Source organism: Halalkalibacter kiskunsagensis, assembly GCF_037027555.1.
Taxonomy (GTDB): domain Bacteria; phylum Bacillota; class Bacilli; order Bacillales; family Bacillaceae_D; genus Halalkalibacter; species Halalkalibacter kiskunsagensis.
Window position 1 is genome coordinate 105,813 of the sequence record NZ_JAXBLX010000002.1, and the last position, 19,920, is coordinate 125,732.

Annotated in this window: 22 protein-coding genes; 8 read left to right on the top strand and 14 right to left on the bottom strand. The window is 37.4% G+C overall.

What is annotated here, in order from left to right:
• The first annotated feature begins 111 nt into the window (after nucleotides 1-111).
• On the top strand, nucleotides 112-1,221 hold the full coding sequence (yfkAB, locus tag SLH51_RS01725) for a radical SAM/CxCxxxxC motif protein YfkAB (protein ID WP_335958790.1): 1,110 nt from the start codon (nucleotides 112-114) through the stop codon (nucleotides 1,219-1,221).
• A gap of 106 nt (nucleotides 1,222-1,327) precedes the next feature.
• On the opposite strand, the gene SLH51_RS01730 is transcribed toward yfkAB, so the two are convergent.
• From SLH51_RS01730 to SLH51_RS01765, 7 genes are all read right to left on the bottom strand, one after another.
• Nucleotides 1,328-2,134 carry a YfkD famly protein gene (locus SLH51_RS01730; RefSeq protein ID WP_335958625.1) on the bottom strand — a complete coding sequence of 269 codons (807 nt, stop codon included), beginning with the start codon at nucleotides 2,132-2,134 and terminating at the stop codon, nucleotides 1,328-1,330.
• 201 nt (nucleotides 2,135-2,335) lie between these two features.
• Nucleotides 2,336-2,950 (bottom strand): YczE/YyaS/YitT family protein, encoded by a 615-nt coding sequence (locus SLH51_RS01735; RefSeq protein ID WP_335958626.1) that lies wholly within the window; start codon nucleotides 2,948-2,950, stop codon nucleotides 2,336-2,338.
• Nucleotides 2,951-2,978: 28 nt separating this feature from the next.
• Nucleotides 2,979-4,358, bottom strand: coding sequence for an MATE family efflux transporter (locus SLH51_RS01740; RefSeq protein ID WP_335958628.1), 1,380 nt, complete (start codon nucleotides 4,356-4,358; stop codon nucleotides 2,979-2,981).
• 302 nt (nucleotides 4,359-4,660) lie between these two features.
• Complete coding sequence (locus SLH51_RS01745; RefSeq protein ID WP_335958629.1) at nucleotides 4,661-5,050, bottom strand: OsmC family protein; 390 nt, start codon at nucleotides 5,048-5,050, stop codon at nucleotides 4,661-4,663.
• A 421-nt stretch (nucleotides 5,051-5,471) separates the two neighbouring features.
• Nucleotides 5,472-5,816, bottom strand: coding sequence for a hypothetical protein (locus SLH51_RS01755; protein WP_335958631.1), 345 nt, complete (start codon nucleotides 5,814-5,816; stop codon nucleotides 5,472-5,474).
• A 94-nt stretch (nucleotides 5,817-5,910) separates the two neighbouring features.
• Entirely contained in the window at nucleotides 5,911-6,867 is a 957-nt protein-coding gene (locus tag SLH51_RS01760) for an MBL fold metallo-hydrolase (protein ID WP_335958632.1), read from the bottom strand.
• A 129-nt stretch (nucleotides 6,868-6,996) separates the two neighbouring features.
• Nucleotides 6,997-7,143 (bottom strand): hypothetical protein, encoded by a 147-nt coding sequence (locus SLH51_RS01765; RefSeq protein WP_335958633.1) that lies wholly within the window; start codon nucleotides 7,141-7,143, stop codon nucleotides 6,997-6,999.
• Nucleotides 7,144-7,599: 456 nt separating this feature from the next.
• On the opposite strand from SLH51_RS01765, the gene SLH51_RS01770 reads away from it, so the two are divergent.
• The 3 genes from SLH51_RS01770 (at nucleotide 7,600) to SLH51_RS01780 (ending at nucleotide 10,330) form a co-directional block, all read left to right on the top strand.
• Nucleotides 7,600-7,749 carry an FbpB family small basic protein gene (locus tag SLH51_RS01770; protein WP_335958635.1) on the top strand — a complete coding sequence of 50 codons (150 nt, stop codon included), beginning with the start codon at nucleotides 7,600-7,602 and terminating at the stop codon, nucleotides 7,747-7,749.
• Between the two features lie 136 nt (nucleotides 7,750-7,885).
• Entirely contained in the window at nucleotides 7,886-9,217 is a 1,332-nt protein-coding gene (locus SLH51_RS01775) for a cytochrome ubiquinol oxidase subunit I (protein ID WP_335958636.1), read from the top strand.
• Between the two features lie 75 nt (nucleotides 9,218-9,292).
• Complete coding sequence (locus SLH51_RS01780; RefSeq protein WP_335958637.1) at nucleotides 9,293-10,330, top strand: cytochrome d ubiquinol oxidase subunit II; 1,038 nt, start codon at nucleotides 9,293-9,295, stop codon at nucleotides 10,328-10,330.
• A gap of 182 nt (nucleotides 10,331-10,512) precedes the next feature.
• On the opposite strand, the gene SLH51_RS01785 is transcribed toward SLH51_RS01780, so the two are convergent.
• The gene (locus SLH51_RS01785; protein WP_335958638.1) at nucleotides 10,513-12,288 is read right to left on the bottom strand and encodes a M3 family oligoendopeptidase; all 1,776 of its coding nucleotides are present in this window, start codon (nucleotides 12,286-12,288) and stop codon (nucleotides 10,513-10,515) included.
• A gap of 171 nt (nucleotides 12,289-12,459) precedes the next feature.
• On the opposite strand from SLH51_RS01785, the gene SLH51_RS01790 reads away from it, so the two are divergent.
• Together SLH51_RS01790 and SLH51_RS01795 are read left to right on the top strand one after the other, a co-directional pair.
• Complete coding sequence (locus tag SLH51_RS01790) at nucleotides 12,460-12,909, top strand: Lrp/AsnC family transcriptional regulator (RefSeq protein WP_335958639.1); 450 nt, start codon at nucleotides 12,460-12,462, stop codon at nucleotides 12,907-12,909.
• 148 nt (nucleotides 12,910-13,057) lie between these two features.
• A complete protein-coding gene (locus tag SLH51_RS01795; protein WP_335958640.1) occupies nucleotides 13,058-13,264 on the top strand; it encodes a zinc ribbon domain-containing protein in 207 nt (68 codons plus the stop codon).
• 115 nt (nucleotides 13,265-13,379) lie between these two features.
• On the opposite strand, the gene SLH51_RS01800 is transcribed toward SLH51_RS01795, so the two are convergent.
• The 5 genes from SLH51_RS01800 to rnhA form a co-directional block, all read right to left on the bottom strand.
• Nucleotides 13,380-14,837 (bottom strand): catalase, encoded by a 1,458-nt coding sequence (locus tag SLH51_RS01800; protein WP_335958643.1) that lies wholly within the window; start codon nucleotides 14,835-14,837, stop codon nucleotides 13,380-13,382.
• Nucleotides 14,838-14,899: 62 nt separating this feature from the next.
• Nucleotides 14,900-15,352: a TlpA family protein disulfide reductase gene (locus tag SLH51_RS01805; protein ID WP_335958645.1), complete on the bottom strand. Its 453-nt coding sequence runs from the start codon at nucleotides 15,350-15,352 to the stop codon at nucleotides 14,900-14,902.
• A 79-nt stretch (nucleotides 15,353-15,431) separates the two neighbouring features.
• Nucleotides 15,432-15,977, bottom strand: a complete 546-nt coding sequence (locus tag SLH51_RS01810) for a peroxiredoxin (RefSeq protein WP_335958646.1) — start codon at nucleotides 15,975-15,977, stop codon at nucleotides 15,432-15,434.
• Between the two features lie 244 nt (nucleotides 15,978-16,221).
• Nucleotides 16,222-17,583, bottom strand: coding sequence for an aldehyde dehydrogenase (locus SLH51_RS01815; RefSeq protein WP_335958647.1), 1,362 nt, complete (start codon nucleotides 17,581-17,583; stop codon nucleotides 16,222-16,224).
• 146 nt (nucleotides 17,584-17,729) lie between these two features.
• A complete protein-coding gene (rnhA, locus tag SLH51_RS01820) occupies nucleotides 17,730-18,356 on the bottom strand; it encodes a ribonuclease H (RefSeq protein WP_335958649.1) in 627 nt (208 codons plus the stop codon).
• An 86-nt stretch (nucleotides 18,357-18,442) separates the two neighbouring features.
• Between rnhA and SLH51_RS01825 the strand changes: the two genes are divergently transcribed.
• Both SLH51_RS01825 and SLH51_RS01830 read left to right on the top strand, forming a co-directional pair.
• On the top strand, nucleotides 18,443-18,580 hold the full coding sequence (locus tag SLH51_RS01825) for a hypothetical protein (RefSeq protein WP_335958650.1): 138 nt from the start codon (nucleotides 18,443-18,445) through the stop codon (nucleotides 18,578-18,580).
• 69 nt (nucleotides 18,581-18,649) lie between these two features.
• Nucleotides 18,650-18,901 carry a hypothetical protein gene (locus tag SLH51_RS01830; protein ID WP_335958652.1) on the top strand — a complete coding sequence of 84 codons (252 nt, stop codon included), beginning with the start codon at nucleotides 18,650-18,652 and terminating at the stop codon, nucleotides 18,899-18,901.
• A 163-nt stretch (nucleotides 18,902-19,064) separates the two neighbouring features.
• Here SLH51_RS01830 and SLH51_RS01835 read toward each other — a convergent pair whose 3' ends face one another.
• Nucleotides 19,065-19,919 (bottom strand): polysaccharide deacetylase family protein, encoded by an 855-nt coding sequence (locus tag SLH51_RS01835; protein WP_335958653.1) that lies wholly within the window; start codon nucleotides 19,917-19,919, stop codon nucleotides 19,065-19,067.
• Nucleotide 19,920: the final 1 nt, after the last annotated feature.

A 19,920-nucleotide genomic window follows, 5' to 3' on the forward strand; every position in this document is an offset into this window, starting at 1 on the left:
ACTACCTTCACAATGAAGTGAACTCTTTTGGAGAAACTAGCCCTTTTGAAACATTGGTTTTTACGTTATGATTAAAAATAGTGACGATAAAAAAGGAGTACGATCTTTGTGATTGACATCTACCCTACAATAACCCCTTCCTATGATCCATGGGAAGCATACGAAGATATAAAAGAGTTTGGAAATTTAAGGCTGACAAACATTGAATTTACAACTACCACTTTATGTAATATGCGGTGTGAGCATTGTGCGGTTGGGTATACATTGCAAACGAAAGACCCAAATCCCCTTCCACTTGATTTGCTTATTAAACGTCTAGATGAGATTCCCAATTTGCGTGCATTTAGTATCACTGGTGGAGAACCGATGCTATCTATGCAATCAGTTGATCAATATGTCGTACCTCTTTTGCAATATGCTCATGAAAGAGGAGTCCGCACTCAAATTAATTCAAATTTAACTCTTGATTTAAAACGATACGAGAAAATCATCCCCTATTTAGATGTTCTTCACATTTCTCATAATTATGGGAGTGTTGAAGATTTTGCTGAGGTTGGGTTTGCCGTAATGGACCGAAAGCCAAGCTTTGCACAACGAGAAAAACTATTTAAACGAATGATTGAAAATGCAAAGATATTAACGAGTCGAGGTGTGATTGTTTCAGCCGAAACAATGATTAACAAGCGAACGCTGCCTAATCTTGAAAAAATTCATAATCAAATTGTTGAAATGGGTTGTCAACGACACGAAGTTCATCCTATGTATCCAAGTGACTTTGCAAGTAAACTAGAGGTTGCTTCACTAGCAGATATTCGCTCTGGTATTCATAGGCTGCTTGATTCACGAAATAAGAGTATTTGGATGTTATTCGGTACTCTTCCTTTTTATCCTTGTAGTGAAAACAAGGAAGACCTTCTCTTACAAAAAAGACTTATGGCAGAGAAAAATGTTACCGTTCGGAACGACCCAGATGGACGGTCGCGCCTGAATGTGAATATCTTTGATGGAAACATCATTGTAACGGACTTTGGTGATACCCCTGCTTTAGGAAATATTCAAGACACATCGTTACAAGACGCTTATCGCACATGGATGGATTCTGACCTTGCGAAGTCATTAAACTGTCATTGTCCTTCGGTAAACTGTCTAGGACCAAATGTGCTTGTAAAGGATGCCTATTATAAAGAGGTAGACTTTCAGAAACGTTATTCAAATATCTAAGGGTGACTTAAAACGTAAGGTCTGAGCCCATGCCGCACTTGACTTGGAAAGATCCAAGATTGTGCTGACTTACCGGGATCAGACCCTATATCCCCTAAACAGCGACTTATTTAGGTTGATTTGCCGCTACAAATGCAAAGGAAAGGTGATCTTGAACTGGGATCCATGCTCCAATTCCTTGTTGCGTTACATTTTTCACTTCTAACTTACGTTTCCCACCTTTAAACGTTAGATATACCTCTCCATATGTTACTTTCCCTTTTTCATTAGCAGCAGGAACATAACTATGCAAATACCCTACTTGCTTAGGTGCGATGTTGTAAGTGTTATTTTTTTTCGTACCTTGACCAATAACGGTTTCAAATGATAATGGTAAATTGGTATGTTCTGTTGCTTTAATCATCATCATCTTTTTAACTGCTTCACTATTTGGGATTTTAGCCGTTAACCCGCCACTCACTTTCTTTTGTTGCTCTTGATGGTAGGTTAATTTTTGTGGGGAGCGTCCACCTCGGTTATCTGTATAATTCGTATTTACTTTTTGAAACTCCCAGTTCACCTCAGTTCCTTCTGATTCATAAGCTAATGGCCACTCGCCTAAATAAATCGAAGCTCTAAAACCTAAAGCTAATTTGGAATCATTAATTGTTGATTCATTTAAAATTCGAATTAAATCCGGGTTTTCTATTTGGACATCTGTTGTCTCTAATAATTCTTCTGCCAAGGCACTTGGTTGTAAATATGGTAAATCTTGAGTTGGATTCGTGTACGTATTTTCTTTTGAAATCTTCACCACAGAATCAGGCACTTTAAACCCTTTATCTTCAACTTTTTTTCCTTCTCCTTCTGCAAATACTTGTACAGATGCTACTAATAAGAACATCGTAATAAGTACTATGATCACTCGTTTCACCAAAATAACCTCCTCATATCAATTAGGGACTTGTTGTCATTAGTTTGATTCATTAAAACAAAAATTATCCATCCCTACCGCAATCATAATTTTTATAACACAATCTCGAAACAAGGATATTAGCTATGATTTTTGTTGCACTTTGATTTAAATGAAAGAAGCAGCTCATAACCCGAGCCGCTTCTTATTGTTATTTATTTTTTAATGTGCCGTTTTCCAATTAAGCTTTTTTCCAACTCGTGGGAAAAACCATTGAATAAGTGGACCAAGTAAAAAAGTGACCAAAATAGTTCCAACGCCAATTGGACCGCCGAAAAGAAAGGCTACAATTAACGCAATTAATTCAGCGATTGTTTTCGCAATCATTATTTTCACACCTAATAAGTCTCTAATGGCAAACATAAAACCATCAATTGGCAAAAGAGCAAATTCAGCTTGCAAATAAATAGATGCTCCAAATGCCAGTATTACAATCCCAAGCAATAAAATCATTAGCTGCAAGAGCAGACCACTAAATAATGTATGTTGAAAAACGACGATTAACCAAAAATCAATAAAATAACCTAGAAGGACAATCGTAAGTAATGATAAAACAATTGGACGTGACCTTGTGATGAGAGCATTTACTATAATTAAGATGATTCCTATAAAGATGACCCAATTTCCAACCGTAAAGGGTGTTTTCATAGCTAACCCCACATTTAAGGCATCCCAAGCCCCCGTACCTAAGTCAGCTAAAATAGTCATTGTTATACCAAACGAAACAATTAGTAATCCTCCTCCGTAACTTAAGGCTCTAATTAATTTAGCTTTCATGTATCATTCCTCAATTCTATTATTTCCATTACGATCCTTTATTTTCTCTGTTGTTTCCCGTTTTTTCGCCGATCTCTTCACTAATTTTCCGCCAATTTCCGAGGAAATAGTACCCCACTGCAATGAGACTACTAATAATAAAGCTTACTCCCATTCCTAATGCAATTCCTCTTTCATCAAACCACATTGAAAAAAGGACAGTTAAAGGATATCTTAAGATCCAAAATGAAATAATATTTAATATTAATATGGGAAACATTGCACCTGCTGCTCTAGCTATGCCATTTAGTACAAAATTAACACCCAAAAAAGGATAGAAAAAAGCAATTGTTTTAACATACATTGTACCAAATTGAATCGTCGCTTCATCTTGAACAAACATTCTAATAAAAAGTTCTGCACCAAAAAAAATAATTGTGCTTATTGTTAAGGAAACTAAAATAATTAGCAGAAGTGCTTGTTTGGCTATTTCATTCACGCGATCCCATAATTTCGCACCAATATTTTGACCTGCCATACTGTTCACTGCTGATCCTAATGTCAGGGCTGGGAGCATAATAAGACTATCTAATCGCTGAGCTGCCCCGAACCCCGCGACCACTCCTTCCCCAAACCCAGTTACAACCGTCATAATAGCTAGAATACCTGCAGAAATTGCCATCATAGACAATCCTGCTGGAAGTCCCATCTTAAATAAAACTATAAAATATCTTCTTTCAGGAAACGTTGGAATTTGAAAGGGGACGTTGGCTCTTTTGATTGAATACCACAACCCATAAGTAAAAGCCGACCCTTGCGAAATGATTGTCGCATAAGCAGCTCCGTCTATTCCAAGCTGAAATACATGAATAAACAACGGATCTAGTACTACATTTAGTAGCACAGCAATAATAATAAAACGAATCGGTGTTTTACTGTCACCTAACGCTCTCAAAACAGTGCCTATGAAATTATAACCAAATAAAAACAAGATCCCTATGAAGTTAATCTGCAAATACGATTGTGCTAACGGCAAGATGTCCTCTGGTGTTCCCATTACCCGTAAAATGGTCCCTGAAAAAAGAAAACCTATTAACCCAAGGAAAACGGCTAATGTCCCTAATACGAAAACAAAAGCATTTAGTGACTCTTTTAAGCCAACTTGATCGTTTGCCCCTCTTCTTTGACTAATAACCGTTAACGTTGCTCCATTTAACCCAATAATAAACGATAATGTCGTAAAAACTACAGTTGCCGAAATTGTAATAGCTCCTAGAGCACTAGGTCCAAGGAGATTTCCCACCCAAAGTGAATCTACAAATTGATACGATGCTTGAAGTAAATTCGTAAGAAAAATAGGCCAAGAGAACATGATCATTTTGCCCATTATTTGCCCTTTGGTAAAATCAATTTGATTCGTTTCTGACATGATGATCTCCTTCTTTTATACAAGGGCTCGTCCACAAGGTAAGAAAAACACCACTTATGCTGAAATAGCGGTGTCCGTTTGTTGATTCGTATGTTTATTTAATAGCACAATTTGATGAATATTTTTGTTGCAATCCACTATGTCACCACAGCAAAAAGGAATAAATTCCAACCAACGATGTAAGCTACTCCAATAAAGAGTAAGATATTCATCCAAAACATTGACTTTCCTGGTATGATTGCCAGTATCACAATAAAATATGAGGTGGCTCCACAAGCTAATACTACGATGAAACAAGCGTTTTACTCATCATCCTTATGTTCAAATGTCTCAGTAATTTGAATCGAGTTCTTAACTGATTGGTAAATAGGACAATTCTTCCTTGTAAGATCCATTATTTTTTCTATCTTTTCATCTGACGCATCAACATGAGATAAAATAAAATGAAGGTGGATATCCGTTACTTCATTTGCTCCTTGTTCATTTCTTTTCACATCTGCTTTGATCCGAATATCTTTATAATCAACTCGCTTTTTATCTAATATTTTTCTTAAAACACCACCGCTACATACAGCAATAGACGATACAAGAAGTTGATATGGTCTAAATCCAAAATCAGCATTACCTGAGACTTCAAGCTGACCAAATTCAAGATCCGCGACAAAACTGTTTTCCTTCATTATAAATTCCATCTACTACACTCCTCCTTTTTTTCACACGTTTACTATTGTACCAGTCTACACATGCAACGTCATGTTCTTTTGCTCTTTTGGCGGTGGTCATTCACAAAAGAAGAAGCTACAATAAAAAAGTCGGCAAAATATAAAGGATTAATTACATGACAGACTTAACACCCAAATCACTCTAGGAATATTCTTTGTGGGATTGCCTTTAGCATTGGAAGTTTGCTTGGTCCTTATTTAGGTGATCTATTTATTCAATTCATCGATTCAATTAGTTTTTTATCATTTTAAGCGGGATGTTATTATCATCTTTTTGTTTGTAACGGTTCATAAATTTCAAACTTATTGTCTAATAGACAATGACAACCGCACAAAGAGGTGACCTTATTTCGGTCACCTCTCCATTAGTCCAATCAGAGCTATGTATGATTTATTTTCTTAAGCTCTTCATTTCTTCTGCTGCTTCTCTTGTCGCTTTGACAATTTCTTCAGAGCTTTCTTTTAAATGTGAGGCTGTCTCTCCGAGGACTTTCACATCATTTGAAATATCTCGTACAACACTAGACACCTCATTAGCAGTATTCTTCACTTGGTCAAATATCTGTTCTCGATTCTCGCGAATAAAATGAATTGCATTACTCGTTTCTTCCCTTGCTTGTTTCAATTCAATTAGAACTCTTGTTCTCCACTCTTTTTTAAGAAAAACAATTGAGAGTAGTAATACTCCAAAAATCCATAACATTTTGAAAGAATTGGTTTGTTTTTTGGGTTCCATTTTATTCCTCCTCTTTTTGTTCTTGCTTATATTTTATCAAGAAAACTAGAGAAAAGGAAAGATAAGGAACAATTTTTCGTGAATGAACAATCATTCATTCCGTGAAATAAAAATAACTTCCCTCTTTCTTCATCGTAACTTCTCCTTGTTCTACTAACAAATCTAAATGTCCAAACGTTTCTGAAAAGGTTAAATCAGGTTGTAACATATGTTTTTTCTTAAATAACTCATAACTAATCTCATTAGCTGACATCTTTTTTTCAGAAATAAGTGCTTTAATAACTTTAGCTCGCTCTAAATGCCCTTGGAGTCTTTGACTTGCTATTTCGTTTACTTCATAAATAGTTTCTCCATGACCCGGATACAATTTAATAATATTTAACGTTTTTAAAAGTTGTAGCGATCGCCGATATTGTAGTAATGTCTTCGGCCTCTCTTCATCTTCCATTGGTGCTTCAAGTAGCGCATTGGAAGAAATCGAAGCTAATAAAACATCTGCTCCTATAGCTGTCTTATCACGTTCACGAACAATCATAATATGGTTTTGAGCATGCCCCGGTACTTCAATGACTTTCCAACCGAAAAGCCCTGGCACATCATCACCATGTTTCACTAAAACCTGAAGGTCCGTTTCTTCTATAAAGCTGATATACGCCTCACTAGTATATTTTACTTTTTCGATCACTTTCATTGGAACACCATGCTCTTTATAAAACAATTCGAAAAACTCTATACACCGCTTTAGAAAAGAGTGATCTTTCGTAAGCCACGGACGTAGATAACGGTGTCCAATGATCGTTGCATGGGTGAATAGACCTGCAAGTCCTACATGATCAGGGTGATGATGTGTCAATATAACTTGCTCAATGTCTTTTAATGAATATCCGAGTTTCTTCAATGAATTTACTAGTACTTCTTCACCTTCTTTTGTTAAAGGCCCTGTATCAACCAATGTTAGTTTCTCTCCACAGATTAAATAGACATGAACTGGTCCAACCTGGAAAGGTGTTGGTATCGTTAATTGATGAATTGTTTCGGCACAAACTTCCACTAAGGTCCCCCTTTCTTCATTTATCACACAAAAAAGAGTGACACTATTTGTTTATCAAACTAAAACAATTTCTTTAAAAAAGGAAATTATTATAGTTTAAAAACAAAACTAGGCACCCTCATCCATGTATTAATTATATGCTTGAGTTAATAAATGATCTGTTTCTAATTTTTCAAAACCGTCGTGACCTGACTTCTTTAATTCATTTAACTCACTGGCTAGCCGGTCTAATTTCTTTTGCATCTCTTCTATCATTTTTTTCTCTGAAACTGTCATGATTTCTCTCTCCCTTTTTCTAGTGTTTAAAAGTGATCGAGCAGTCGCTCACTTTTCACTTACACTTTTACTATCTTTTTTAATGGTAAGAATATTCTAACAATAAGATAAGCAGTTGTAAATAGATTTTATAAATATTTTTTTTCCATTATTTCGTTTATTAACAAGGTTGTGAATAACTATGTTAATAACTATTAAATGACTGTGAATAACTTGGATAAGTTTGTGAATAATTTTATTGATTCGTATCCAAGTCTCTTAATAAGTTAAAATATGTTCCGTTTTCACTTCGAGTCTATGTTTTTTCGATGATTATTAGAACCGAAAAAAAGATTCGACAAATATATACAAAATTATTAAATTCGAAAAATTGTAACAATTCCAAAGGCTACTAACATTAAATCATTGATATACTGTAATTAGGAACAACTAATATAACGTAAGGTGGCGATAAATGTGAGAAGACAATCCACTTCATTTGCAGATCTTGTTTTAGAAAATAAAAAACAACTTTTAAATGATCCAGAAGCATTAGCTAAAATAGAAGAACGAATTGACGAACGTTCTACAAGTGACAAAGAAAAGTATACAAAGGAAACAAAATAAAAGGAGCGAGATTACCAATTAAGGTAACTCGCTCCTTTTTCTTTTACAAATTGGAAATCTTTACGAATAGAACCAACATGATTAACGCACAGTAAAAGTGGTTAGATAACTTGAACTGTGTGAAAGGAAGGAACGTATGGATAATGTTATGCTTGCACGAATGATATTTGGCTCTTCTATTGCTTTTCACATTATCTTCGCAACATTAGGTGTTGGAATTACTTTGATGATCTTATTTGCTGAAATCATGCGAATCATTCGAAAAGATGAAGATTATGGACTTCTCGCCCAACGGTGGACAAAAGGGGTTGCCATTTTGCTTGGTGTTGCGATTCCTTCCGGGACAATTGTCGCAGTAATGCTCAGCTTACTATGGCCTGGTTTTATGGAAATTGTCGGACAAGTCATTGCTTTGCCCTTCCAAGTTGAAATATTTGCCTTCTTTCTAGAGGCCCTTTTTCTTTCTATTTACATCTATGCTGCTGATCGACTCTCACCAGTTATGAGAATTGTTAGTGTATTTTTCGTAGCACTTGGAGCGACCGCTTCTGCTGTTTTAATCACCAATGCACATGCTTGGATGAATACACCGAGAGGCTTTGACCTAGTTAATGGACAAGTAACAAATGTTAATCCTCTCGCTGCTGTTTTTAACCCTAGCTTTTTTGTGACTTCATTGCATGTCGTTGGAAGTGCCTATATGACAGGTGCCTTTATTCTAGCTGCCGTTGCTGCTTATAAACTTTTTCGTGGTGGATTAACAGAAAGAGAGACAATTTATCATAAAAAGGGATTAACACTCTCCCTTGCTATTGCACTTATTATGTCTGTTTATACATTAAACAACGGTCATGATACGGCAATTATGTTGCATGAGCACATCCCCGTGAAACTCGCTGCAGCTGAAGGCTTATTTGAAACTCAAGCCAACGCTCCCCTCGCTATTATGGGGACACCTGACCCCGAAGCTGGAAGAGTCATTGGTGGAATTGAACTACCGGGCATGCTCAGCTGGCTTGCTACAGGATCGACCGATGGCGTAGTAAAAGGATTAAATGACTATCCACGAGATGAGTGGCCACCATTGTTCGTTCATACGTTATTCAATATAATGGTAGGAATCGGCTCCGCTCTCCTTGGATTGGCTGTTCTATTTTGGACCATTTGGTTTGTTAGAAGAAAAAGAGAAAACAGGTACCCTAAATGGCTATTAGCTGGGGTTGTTGCCTCTGGTCCCCTTGCAATGATTGGCATTGAGACAGGATGGATTTTCAGTTGTACCGGCAGACAGCCCTGGACCATCTATGGTGTCCAACGTACTGGTGAAGCCGCCACAAATTCAGGGAATTTAGGAATGTTGTTTGTGCTGTTTATCTCTCTTTACGTCGTATTACTTGTCTTAACGGCACTTGTGATGCATTTCTATTTTAACCGAAATCCTGTTTCAAAAGAGTTACACGCCGTATAAGATTATTCAAAAAGGATGGTTGCTCCCTTTTGAACAGTCTCTTATTGAAACGCTCTATATACGAGGGGGATTATAATGGACGATGTTTATATTGCGATTATCATTTTATGGTCGTTTTTATTTATTTATGCAATAGCAGGATCAATTGATTTTGGTGCTGGTTTTTGGGCGATGTATTACCGAAGAAGACAAGACACAAAAGCTGCTAGTATTGCAAATCGTTATTTATCGCCATCATGGGAAGTTACAAATGTCTTTCTCGTATTACTTGTTGTAGCCTTGGTAAGTTTTTTCCCAGGTGCTGCATCAACACTGGGTACGTTAATGATTGTTCCTTTTTGTCTCGTTCTTTTCCTGCTGACTATTCGCAGTGCCTTTATGGTTTATTCATATTCGGTTCAGAAGTACACAAATATGCTTATCATGATATCGGGTATTACTGGCCTACTTATACCAGCTCTGTTGATTAGTATTTTACCAGCTGCCATTGGAGGGTTTGTTGAAGTCATTGGCGACCGACAATATGTCCTTGTAAACGAGTTGTTTTCTAGTCCAACCTTTTATACACACCTAGGATTTGGCTTAAGCACAGAATTATTTTTATCGTCCTTGCTTTTAAGTGATTATGCAAAAGAAGCAAACTCAGAAGAGACGTATCATGTCTATAGAAAAAATGCGATCATCTTAGGCCCAATTACGTTATCTTTTGCTGTAGGAGCAATTTTGACATTAATTCCTGAAGCATTTTGGATGTTTGAAAATATGGCGAATGAGTGGTTATGGTTTACGTTATCCTTGCTTGCCTTCTCTATTGGCTATAGTGCCCTCTGGTGGCCTGCAAAGAAATTCGGAGTCGGTCGTCCTAGAGTAGCTGTTCTCCTAATAGCGTTGCAATTTGGGTTGGCTAGCTTTGCTTATGGCTCTGCGCATATGCCTTATTTCCTCTATCCAGATGTAACGATCTACGATGCCTTTACAAATGAAGTGATGTTCCGTTCTCTTCTAATTGGATACGGTGTCGGCATGGCCATCTTGATTCCGGTATTTATTTGGTTCTGGCGTCTATTCATGAAAGATAAACGGTACTTACGACAAGAAGGCTCACCTCATTAACTAAGAAAAACCGACGACAGTCGGCTTTTCTGCAATGAGCGAAACCGCGCTTTGCTTTAAGCCTTTTCTGTGTGGTTTTCTCAGAAAAGGCGTGCGGCGTGTGTAGCCATTGCTCTTCTTTTGAGTAAGCTTTCATACTTCCTTGAAGATCAGCAATCTTTACTTCTTTTATAAATTAGACACTATTTGCTTTTTGTTAACTCCAAAAACTCATCAACATCAACTAAAATCATATCGATTGCCTCTTGCCAAAATGTTTTGCTTGTTAAATCAACATTCAGATGCTTCTTAGCTAAATCTTCAACTGTCATGCTCGCTGTATCTTGAAGCAATGCAATATAATCATCTTCAAATGACCGCCCTGTAAAAACAGCTTTCTTATAAATCCCCAAGCTGAATAAAAAGCCAAACGTATAAGGAAAATTATAAAACGGAACTCCCGTAATATGAAAATGAAGCTTTGAAGCCCAGAAAGTTGGTGAATAAGCAGAAAGCTGATTGCCATAAGCTTCTCTTTGCGCTTCTTCCATTAACGCATTTAATTCTTCTGCTGATAACAATTTCTCCTTACGCGCTTCATAAAATCTCGTTTCGAATAAGAAGCGAGCATGTATATTCATAAAAAATGCTAGTGATCTTGAGATTTTGTTTTCCAGAAGTGAAAGTTTAACGTCTTTTGTCGGTGCTTCTATTACTAATGCATCCGCAATAATCGTTTCAGCAAACGTTGATGCCGTTTCAGCTACATTCATTGCATAACGTTGAGCCAATGGATCCATTTCTTTTAAACAATGACCATGATAAGCATGACCAAGTTCATGAGCAAGAGTAGCAACATTAGCCATCGTACCATCATACGTCATAAATATACGCGATTGTTTTGACAATGGAAATGACGTACAAAAACCACCAGGTCTTTTCCCTGCTCGGTCCTCTGCTTCAATCCATCCATCGCGGAGCGCTCCTTCTGTAAATGTTGCAAGCTTTGGACTAAACGTTTTAAAGTGTTTAATAATTAGGTCACAAGCGTCCTCATACGATATGGACGTATCTCCTTCAACAGGTAGAGGTGCATGAACATCATGCATTGCAAGTTTCGTTACACCTAATAAACTAGCCTTTCGCTCCATAAACTCATAAAATCTAGGTTTGTTATCCGTAATAGTGTCCCACATCGCTTGAAGTGTCTCTTCCTTCATACGATTGATTGTAAGTGGCTCTTTTAACACATTGTCCCAACCTCTGGCGCCATATAGGTTAAGTCGAAAACCTGCTAAATGATTGAGAGTTGAAGCAAATAAATCGGACTCTTTCTCCCATGCCTTTTCAGAAGCAGCGGTAGCAAGCTCTCTTACTCCACGGTCTGAACTGTTTAAGCGATTTTGTATTTGTCCAGCTGACAATAATTTCACTACCCCATTTTCCTCAAAAGGGATTTGCATGCGTCCAACTGCTTGATTGTATACATCCCCCCATGCATGGTATCCGTCAATTGCTAATTGTGCAGCCAGTTTCTCTTCTTTAGGTGGCAACTTTTCTTGTGCTTGCACACGACGCTCCTCAAGATTAAACGTCACACCTGTTAATGATGGCCGAGTTACCAATTCATCCCACTGTTCATCCGTTAACACTCCAAGTACATCTTCAATGATGCCCCAAACATTTTGCAGTTTAGTCATCTGTTCTGTAATTTTACCTTGCCAAAGCGTTGCTTCTTTGTCTTTAACATTTTGAGCCGTTAAACAACTAATAAATGCACTTGCTTGTCGTGTACGCTGCATTTGTATTTGAACATTATGTATTGAGCTCTCTAAATGGTCCAGTGTTACTTCTTCTTCAATTGACTGATCCAACTGCTCTATTAAACGATCAGTTTCCTGTACAAATTGTTGAAACTCTTTTGACTTACTCCCTCCTGGAAAAATGGACTCTAAATCCCATACCTCAGGATACTTCATTCTATCACTCCCTCTACACTATTTCGAAACTCGTAGTAATATTCTACCAGAAAATTACTGAAACTTCATTGAAAACTCTAACTATTTGATTGGAAATGAGGAGAAAAGATGCGTATCATTCCTAACTTGATTTATAATAGAACCATAACAATACATAAAGGTGTGGTTGATATGAAACTAGACACTACCGATAAACGTATTCTACAGCTGTTAACAATCAATGGGCGGATGTCATATGTTGATATTGCGAAAGAACTGGGTCTTTCGCGAGTCGCTATTAGAGAGCGGATTAACCAACTAATTGAAGAGGAAGTTATCGAAAAGTTTAGTGTTGTCATTAATTCTGATAAAGTAGGGAAAAAAGTGTCTGCATTTTTTGAGGTAGATTGCGAACCAACGTCCCTTGTTGCTGTAGCAGAAACCCTAGCAGAGAACCCAAAAGTTGCTAGTTGCTATCAAATGACTGGACCTAGCACACTTCACATGCATGTTCTTGTTGAGGATTTTGAACAGCTTGAACACTTTATTAACGAAGAGTTATACGCGTTAAAAGGGATTACGCGTGTAGAAAGCCATATCTTGTTAAGGCGATTTAAAAGTCGAAGTGGAATGAAATTATAATAAAAAATGGAGCTTTCCTTAGAGTAACGGATTCAGTTCAAGGAGAGAACACAACAAATTACACTACTATTTTAAGATCAAATCATGCGATTTGGTCTCTCCTTTTTGTTGTTAAACCAATGTTCTTAGTTTTTCAGGAGTGATTTATATGCAGGAAAAAGGCTGCATTAAATGCGGACATACCGAAGCCAAAACTAAAGAAATTGCTACAACTGGAACGGGACTGTCCAAAATGTTTGATATTCAACACAACAAATTTCTTGTCGTATATTGTACAAATTGTAGTTATTCAGAATTCTATAATAGTCAAACTTGTACTGCATCAAATGTCATTGACTTTTTCTTCGGAGGATAAACATAAACATATCTATTATCATAGCTTTAAACGAATCAAGAGGCAGACTCCAAAAGGAGACTGCCTCTTTCACTTTGTTCCCAAAAATAATAACCACCTTTTGGAAAAAACTCTATTAATTATTAATGTGTTGTAAATATGGTGTTATGTCTAGATCTAAATTCTTAGCCAAACGCTTTCCTAACTCTTCATCTGCACGATAGAAGTTACATATAGCGAGTAACTTCGTTTGTTCTGCAACAGACGAAATATCCGCCGTAATATTTTTCACAAGCGCATCCTGCTCTTCTTTTGAATAACGACGGTACACTTGACCCGCTTGACCAAAGTTGTTTGTCTTATCAATTTCTTGTCTGCCACTAACCCCTTGAACAGACATTTTTGGATCAGCATACGCACCATCTTCTTTTGATGTGTGCTCATAACGGTTCGGTTCGTAGTTAATACGGTCTGTTTGTTGCTTAAATGTCATCGCACCATCACGCTGGTTATTGTGAACTTGTGCGAATGGGCAATTAATCGGAAGCTGTAAGTAATTAGGTCCAACACGATAACGTTGTGTATCAGAATAAGAGAATAGACGACCTTGGAGCAATTTATCTTCAGAAGGTTCAATTCCAGGTACAACAACCCCTGGGTTAAACCCAACCTGTTCCGTTTCAGCAAAAACGTTATCTGGGTTTTTATTAAGTGTCATTGTTCCTACTAATTGATAAGGAATGTCTTCTTCAAACCAATCTTTTGTTGCATCTAACGGGTCAAAGTCAAACTTATCCATATCAGCAGGATCTAAAATCTGCACATAAAAATCCCATTCCGGATAGTCACCATTTTCAATAGCTTCATAGAGATCTTGACTTGCATGATTAAAGTTTTCTGCTTGAATTTTAGCTGCTTCTTCCGCTGATAAGTTCTTGACACCTTTCTTTGGTACCCAACGGAATTTGGCATAAACAGTGTTGCCAAACTCATTAATGAGTTTGAGTGCATGCACACTTGAGCCCCGCATGTGACGGTAATCAGCAGGAATTCCTTCATCAGACAAAAGGTGCATAAGCATGTTTGTTGATTCAGGTCTTAATGACCAGAAATCCCAGTAACGATCAGGATCTTGACGGTTCGTGCGCGGGTCTGGCTTTAAAGAATGAACCAAGTCAGGAAACTTCATTGCATCACGAATAAAGAACACAGGCAAGTTATTCCCAACTAAATCCCAGTTCCCTTCTTCTGTGTAAAACTTCGTAGAGAAACCCCGTGGATCACGTAATGTTTCAGGTGAGTGGGTTCCATGAATTACCGTTGAGAACCGAACAAATACAGGTGTTTCTTTGCCTTCATCTTGAAATAAAGCAGCTTTTGAATAACGCTTCAGGCTATTCTTCACCTTAAACACACCATGTGCACCTGCACCACGAGCATGAACAACTCGTTCAGGAATACGCTCTCTGTCAAAATGAGCTAGCTTTTCAATCAATTGATAGTCTTCGAGAAGTGTAGGTCCATTTTGACCAGCTGTACGAGAATTTTGATTGTCATAAATTGGTGCACCTTGATTGGTAGATAACTTTTTCATTCTTTCCCTCCTCCAATTCCCCTTTTAAATTTCAAGTTTTCGTACAGAAAACTTCTACTATTCTACTTAACTTCTTGACCTAACACGCGGTTAACTCTTTTTCTTAACATATCCATACCACTTCCCCCAGCTTGGAAATGTCTTAGTTTACCTTCAGCATCAAACACATAGTAAGCTGGAACATACTTGTTTTCAAACGCATCTGTTAACTTGTGTTCACTGTCAACAAACGTAGGTTGAATAATATCATGACCTTGAGCCATTGCCTCAATAACAGACATGTCCAAATCGTTCTCTGATCTTGGCATATGAACGGCAATCACGTTTAAATCATCATCATATTCATCACGGAACTCATTAATATCAGGCATTGCCTCTTTACATAGACCACAACTTACAGACCAGAAATGAATCAATGTCGCCTTTCCACTTTGTAACAATTCATCCTTTGTTACTTCTCCATTCAACCAAGCAGTTGCTCCTGTTAATTCTGGCATTTCTTCACGTAGTTTCATAACTTCCACTCCTTGACATGTATATTCTTTTAAACAAAATCTATTAATCTAAATCGATTATTTTTATTTTTTTATCGTCTTACAGGGTTGATTGTCCAGGTTTCCAATTCGCCGGACACAAGCCTCCAGTTTGAAGAGCTTGTAATACTCGTAGTGTCTCATCTACATCGCGTCCAATATTGTTGTGATTTACTACAGAGTACATTAATTCACCTTCTGGACTTATAATGAAGAGACCGCGTAGAGCTACTCCCTCTTCCTCAATTAACACCCCATAATCGCTGGAGACGGCGTGATTTGTGTCTGCAGCTAAAGGATACTTCAGCTCTCCGAGACCATTTTCTTCACGAGACGTATTAATCCAAGCTTTATGTGTGTGTATTGTATCAGTTGAAACACCAATGACCTCTGCATCTAAATCTTCAAACTCATCGTAACGGTCACTCATAGATGTAATTTCTGTTGGACAAACGAATGTGAAATCCATTGGATAAAAGAAAAGAACGGTCCATTTATCCTGTTTCATATTTTTTTCTAAACTCGCTTTTTCAAAATCTTGATTCGGCATTACAGCATCCATTTCAAAGCGCGGTGCCTGTTTTGATACCATACGTTTGTCAGTCATCTATAACAACTCCTTATTAATAATAATTATTATTTGATTACGTTTATCATTGTATAAAACCTCGCTAATGATGTCAACTATAAACAATAATAATTTTAAAGAAAGAATAAACATTGTTTGTTAATATATATAAATAAACCTATGGCATCAATGGATCCATAGGTTTATTTATATATTTATATTTCTTTATTACCTTCTCATCTTTACCCCATTATTGAAAAAGTATCATTAATCAAACGTTTGTTTAACGGAGTAATTTCCGCAAGATCGTCATCGTTTTTTTGTCTTGTTTATACCGAACAGGAACATCAAATAGAGTTGATTGAGTTAAAATACTTTTTTTATGTGTGAAAGTGGCAAAACTTTCGTAACCATGATAAGCGCCTGTCCCACTTTCACCTTTTCCACCAAAAGGCAAGTGAGGGGTGGCTAAGTGCATTATCGTATCATTTATACATCCACCACCAAATGGCAAGCCATGGATTAATTGATTCTGGACCTCTTTGTTTTCCGCAAACACATATAAAGCCAATGGATTCGCCCCCTCTCGAATGCGCTCCATCACTTTATCATATTCGGTAAAGCAAAGAACAGGCAAAATAGGACCAAATATCTCCTCATTCATTATCGAAGCATCCCTTTTAACATTTCTTAGTACCGTTGGATAAATGGTTAACTTCTCGTTGTCACTTTTCCCTCCTACTACAACGTCGCCATCATTCATAAAGGAAAGCAAACGATTAAAATGACGTTCGCTAACAATCTTAGGATATTGTAACTGTTCATACTTTTCATCAAATAAGTTCTTAATATGTTTTTTTAAATGGGAGTAAAACGCTTCTTCTACTTCTTTATGAACGAAAACATAATCTGGAGCTACACATGTTTGTCCGGCATTGATAAACTTCCCCCAGACAATTCTTTTTGCAGCCAAATCAAGCTTTGCGTCTTTATTAACTATAGCAGGGCTTTTCCCACCGAGCTCTAATGTATGTGGCGTTAAATTTTTTGAAGCAGCTTCCATTACTTTCTTCCCTACACTGACACTCCCTGTAAAGAAAATATAATCAAAGCGTTGAGCAAGTAGCGCTTGACTTACTTCCACAGCGCCTTCGGCAACAGCGATATATTCATCAGTAAAATACTCTTTTACTAAATTTGACATGACACTTGATGTAGCTGGTGTTAATTCCGAAGGTTTCAAAACTGCACAATTCCCTCCAGCAATTGCCCCAACTAAAGGCGCAAACGCTAACTGCAATGGATAATTCCAAGGGGCTATAATAAGCGTTACACCATGTGGCTCGTGGTGAATATGCCCTTTTGAACCAACATGCGACAAGGCTGTCTTTACCTTTTCTCGTTTAGCCCATTTTGGTAAATGTTTTTTCATATGGCTAATTTCTTGATAAAGCGGCCCTAACTCTGTAAGAAAAGCTTCTTCCTCGGATTTATTTAAATCCTTTCGAAGCGCTTCTACTATTTCTGTTTCACGTTTCTTTAGCGCCCACTTTAGTAGCGTTAGTTGCTTCATGCGAAAAGAAATATCTCTTGTCGCTCCAGAATAAAAGTAGCTTCGTTGCTTCTGCACTAAACGTTCGTACACTTTTTCCCCCCCTTAACTTGTTACGATAACTAAATCGAAAATGAACGAAAACAAGAAAACAAGTGTACTCAATATTCCATTGCCAATCAATCTACTTGTAAACCGCGGAGAACAAATCTGACAGCAGCAAATCCATTCCTCCCTCCTTACTTTCTTCCATAATCAGCCTTAATTTCTCCCCATTTTTCCGTATGCCACTTTGCAATTTTATTGGGATAATGATTTGTTTGCAGCCATTTTTCAGCACGATCCATTAAAGACCAAATATAAGCCGTATTCTCATTTCTCTCTAATGTCGATTTGGCTTTCTTTTGCTTGACCCATTTTATTGCTGTCATTGAATCAGAATAAATAGTTTTTGAACTTTCCTGCTCTTTTAAATACGCAAGTCCGTGAACAATCGCGAGAAATTCACCCATATTATTTGTTCCAATATGGATTTCATCATGAGCAAACAAGATCTCTCCCGTTTTTGTATCGACTCCTTTGTATTCGACAATGCCTGGATTGCCCCTGCAGCCTACATCAACAGAAATGCTATTCCAATCAACTTCCTCAGTAGTTTCATGCGTTGATGGTTTTGGTTTTGTTTTTGACTTCAACTTATTTGAGCTAGTTCCTCCTGTAAAAGCAGCATCTGCTTCTTCTTTACTCGGGAATGACTTAAATCTTGCCCCTGTATATCCTTTCACTTGCGCCTCACACTCTAACCAAGTTGAATAAATTCCCGGCTTTCTTCCTTTCCAAACGACATAATACTTCTTTTTCGCCACAATGACACCTACTCTTGTATAAGATTTTAATCTAAAGAAATAGTAACAGTGAAACCATTTTTAAACAATCAAAAGGAGGACATCCAATGAATAAACGTAACAGACAAAAAGGCAAAGCACTGACTAATAATCAAACACCGAAAGAATCCTTATTTAACGAAGAAGTGGCAAGTGAAATGATTGATAACGGTACAAATAAATCAAATCATAAAAAGAAAAAATAATTTTTCTTTGATTTGAATATTTCCTACTATTTCATCCGATAATGGTGTTAAAAAGAGGTGTTATCCGGCGTGAATGTGACTATTAACCGAAAGCGTTCAGTTAAGGAGCCAGGTGACCTGATTAGCACAAAAAAAGACAAGCTCTATGCCATTATCGAAGACAGTGGTGAAAAATACCCCTACCACCTGCTTTGCCTTGAAACATTCAAAATTATTCAAAGCTATGACTCAGTACCAACCAACCAAGAAATTGAAGAAGACATCGGTGATAAACTTAACGGTATCTACCAACACACAGACTCACATATAACACTAAATTAGCAAACTCAGGCCCAGCCAAAAAGAAAGTATGCTTCTTACTATCATTTGGCAACGGTCTGAGTTTTCCTTCGTATTTAGTCAAATGCCTTAATTTTTTTAACCCTTTCCTCTCCATAAAAAAAGAACGATTGATCAAATATCACAATCGAACCCTACTCTTCAATCATTTCAAGTCTACGCCCTCTAATTTTACAAACGAATAACCCCGTTCCCGTAAATCTTGAACTGCTAGCGCAACACCTTCTGCAGTTCCACTACTAGGTTGATTCATATGGAGAAGAGCAATGGAGCCCTTCTCGGACCCCATTAACGCTTGATGAACCTGAGCTGCAGAATAGGTCGCCCCCGCATCTCCCAAGATATCAAAATTAACGACCTCAAGCCCTAGCTCATTAACCAATTCAACAGCTATTTCATCGTAAAAAGCCGTTCCTGACCTAAAAAGCGTCGGTGCTCGTCCTGTTAACCGCTCAATTGTTTCCTGATTTCCCATTACTTCTCTTTCCACATCTGCAGGACTATTTGTACCTTCAATCCCCCAAGCTATTTGGCCCGATACAGACAAAGGAACGTGGTCTGTGCCGTGATTCTCAATTTGAAAAAGAGGGTCATTCGCTAAATCCAAAAATAGAGCTTCATGTTCTAGAATCCATCGTTCATTTACAAACAGGGTAGCTGGAACTTCTTCTTCTCTTAAAAATTCAATAAGCTTTTTATCATACCCATTTCCATAAGGTCCACCACACGCATCAAACGTTAAGGCAATTACCTTATCATCCGTGTCCATTCGGGTTTTCACACCATGAACCGCTTCTCCCCACTGTACAGGCTCACGATCACTATATTGAAACAAATCAATTTCAATTAATTCCTCTTCTTGTTCATTTGTATTCACTTCACTTTTCATTGGTATCTTGTTATCTTCTACAATGTCTTCTTTCGAAACTTCCTCTGTCTCTTCCGTTTGGTTACACGCAACCAATCCGAACAGTAGAACCAAACCTATCAACCATCTCATT

Bases quoted from the DNA above. Each gene is read 5' to 3' on its own strand.
- SLH51_RS01745 (WP_335958629.1), bottom strand. From the start codon at position 5,050: ATGGAATTTATAATGAAGGAAAACAGTTTTGTCGCGGATCTTGAATTT.
- SLH51_RS01785 (WP_335958638.1), bottom strand. From the start codon at position 12,288: ATGAAGTATCCTGAGGTATGGGATTTAGAGTCCATTTTTCCAGGAGGG.
- SLH51_RS01825 (WP_335958650.1), top strand. From the start codon at position 18,443: ATGAATAAACGTAACAGACAAAAAGGCAAAGCACTGACTAATAATCAA.
- SLH51_RS01805 (WP_335958645.1), bottom strand. From the start codon at position 15,352: ATGAAACTACGTGAAGAAATGCCAGAATTAACAGGAGCAACTGCTTGG.
- SLH51_RS01800 (WP_335958643.1), bottom strand. From the start codon at position 14,837: ATGAAAAAGTTATCTACCAATCAAGGTGCACCAATTTATGACAATCAA.
- SLH51_RS01775 (WP_335958636.1), top strand. From the start codon at position 7,886: ATGGATAATGTTATGCTTGCACGAATGATATTTGGCTCTTCTATTGCT.
- SLH51_RS01810 (WP_335958646.1), bottom strand. From the start codon at position 15,977: ATGACTGACAAACGTATGGTATCAAAACAGGCACCGCGCTTTGAAATG.
- SLH51_RS01835 (WP_335958653.1), bottom strand. From the start codon at position 19,919: ATGAGATGGTTGATAGGTTTGGTTCTACTGTTCGGATTGGTTGCGTGT.
- SLH51_RS01735 (WP_335958626.1), bottom strand. From the start codon at position 2,950: ATGAAAGCTAAATTAATTAGAGCCTTAAGTTACGGAGGAGGATTACTA.
- SLH51_RS01755 (WP_335958631.1), bottom strand. From the start codon at position 5,816: ATGGAACCCAAAAAACAAACCAATTCTTTCAAAATGTTATGGATTTTT.
- SLH51_RS01780 (WP_335958637.1), top strand. From the start codon at position 9,293: ATGGACGATGTTTATATTGCGATTATCATTTTATGGTCGTTTTTATTT.
- SLH51_RS01765 (WP_335958633.1), bottom strand. From the start codon at position 7,143: ATGACAGTTTCAGAGAAAAAAATGATAGAAGAGATGCAAAAGAAATTA.
- SLH51_RS01740 (WP_335958628.1), bottom strand. From the start codon at position 4,358: ATGTCAGAAACGAATCAAATTGATTTTACCAAAGGGCAAATAATGGGC.
- SLH51_RS01790 (WP_335958639.1), top strand. From the start codon at position 12,460: ATGAAACTAGACACTACCGATAAACGTATTCTACAGCTGTTAACAATC.
- SLH51_RS01795 (WP_335958640.1), top strand. From the start codon at position 13,058: ATGCAGGAAAAAGGCTGCATTAAATGCGGACATACCGAAGCCAAAACT.